The following is a 1,989-nucleotide window of genomic DNA, read 5'->3' on the forward strand; positions in this document are numbered from 1 at the left end:
AAACCTTAAAAACTGCCTACTGAGACTGAAAACTGCCTACTGAAAACTGTAAACTGCCTACTGAAAACTGTAAACTGCCTACTGAGACTGTAAACTGCCTACTGAGACTGTAAACTGCCTACTGAGACTGTAAACTGCCTACTGAGACTGCCTACTGAAAACTGATCATCCGATCTGAAAAGGCTGCGGAGTAAAGCACAGGAAAAAAATCACAATAGCAATCCAACCGATTATTTTTCTGTTACCGTTCAATTCTTTGAAGCCATTGACTTCGGGATGTTCTAATCCCATGATCCTGCCCAACAAAAAAGCAAATAAGAGCCAACCGCTGTAACCTTGAAAACCGGGAAAAAGATAAACCAACGTATATTGACTTGAGGCAATCAATAAAATGATCATCCACTTGGTCTGATTTTCAAGGCTTGCCTTACGATAGCAGATATAGAGAAAACCTATGTAAAGCGGAATACTGATTATCAAAGAATTTAAATCATCAAATGGATTGAGTATCCCCAAACCAGCATAAAAGACAAAAGCAGTATAGAAAACTAAGGAAATCTCTTTGTGCCTTTTTGGAAATAATCCAAAGACAACATGCCCTCCGTCCAATTGTCCAATTGGCAATAGATTCAATGCCGTAAAGAACAAAGCCAAATAGCCAGCAAATAAGTATGGAAAATGGATGATCTCAGACATATTGGGCATTTTCTCTGGGTCAGCCAATAATTTTTCCATGCCATAAAAAAGCAAATTATATCCCATTTCAAGATTTAGATACCCTTCTTCCTCAGAATGACCCTGAAACTCAGGATCTAGATATTCCGGATGAATCTGATAGATATAATCTGCATCTGGTAAGTGGGTGAATCCATATCCCAATACAAACAGCGCAATAATAAATCCTGCCAATGGCCCCGCCACTCCAATATCAAAATATTTTTTACGGCTATTGACAAAGCTTTTCATGCTGATAATGGCCCCAAAAGTTCCTAGGGAAGGCGCTATCACCAACCAACCCGGAATGAAATAAGGAAGAGATGATTTTACCTTATGATGGATAGATGTCAACAAGTGACCTAGTTCATGGATAAGCAGAATCCCGATAAACGGAATAGAAAAATGAAGAGATTTAAAAAAATATTCAATAGTCAAAGCATTTTCACCACCTGCTATCAGGGACTTTCCATACAACCACTCCCCTCCCGCCAAAGTGGCTGTAATCAGGGTAGCTAGAAATAGTAAACCGTGTTTTAGGTATTCTTTTTTAGTGTACATCCGCAAAGAATTGAATCAGCGCTTTTGGGTGTGTGATGTGATAAGTTTGTATTCCAACTCTTTTGGCCCCATCAAGGTTCGCCATGAGGTCATCAAAAAATAAAACCCTATTGGGTTCAACCTGTATTTCATTGATCACTGCCCTATAGATGGCTTCATCAGGTTTTGCCAATCCCATTTCATGGCTTAAGAATACACGGTCAAACATACCCGATAGACCATCAACAGACCTTTGCTCTTTGAGTAATTGATTGAATTTCAAAATATGGATTTCATTTGTATTGCTAAGTACCGCTGTTCCGAAATCACGGTTCAGCTTACTGATAAGTTCTATCCTTTCCTGTGGCAAATCATCCAACAAACTGTTCCAAATATGATCAATCTGATCATTTGAAAAGTCCTCCTGATACAATTCCCTGACAGCATTTCTGAATTGATCGGAATTGATCATACCTTTTTCATAATCTTTGAGAAAAGTAGATGGGAAAAACTTGGAAGTGAGATGGTGCTTGTCTTCGGGTAGGATTTTTTTCAACTCCCTGATACTTAAATCAAAATCGATGTCGATGATGACATTTCCCAGATCAAAAATCAAAAAATCAATATTCTCCAGTTTTTTCATTTGTAATCAGGTTGTAAAATTAAAACCAAATATGTAACATTGCAGTCCCAAAAGCAAGGTCAAATGCTAAAAAATCGGGGCATATAGCTCAT

At 38.1% G+C, this 1,989-nt stretch carries 2 protein-coding genes; both read right to left on the minus strand.

All coding sequences use genetic code 11. The features are described 5' to 3' along the window. Positions 1–165: 165 nt before the first annotated feature. Positions 166–1,275, minus strand: coding sequence for a site-2 protease family protein (locus tag ACEW8U_RS05195; RefSeq protein WP_373520976.1), 1,110 nt, complete (start codon positions 1,273–1,275; stop codon positions 166–168). Further along, complete coding sequence (locus ACEW8U_RS05200) at positions 1,265–1,897, minus strand: HAD family hydrolase (RefSeq protein WP_373520977.1); 633 nt, start codon at positions 1,895–1,897, stop codon at positions 1,265–1,267. The genes ACEW8U_RS05195 and ACEW8U_RS05200 overlap by 11 nt, the downstream gene beginning before the upstream one ends. Positions 1,898–1,989: the final 92 nt, after the last annotated feature.

This window comes from Aquiflexum sp. (assembly GCF_041751335.1).
In the GTDB taxonomy this organism is placed as follows: Bacteria; Bacteroidota; Bacteroidia; order Cytophagales; family Cyclobacteriaceae; genus Aquiflexum.

Bases quoted from the DNA above. Each gene is read 5' to 3' on its own strand.
- ACEW8U_RS05195 (WP_373520976.1), bottom strand. From the start codon at position 1,275: ATGTACACTAAAAAAGAATACCTAAAACACGGTTTACTATTTCTAGCT.
- ACEW8U_RS05200 (WP_373520977.1), bottom strand. From the start codon at position 1,897: ATGAAAAAACTGGAGAATATTGATTTTTTGATTTTTGATCTGGGAAAT.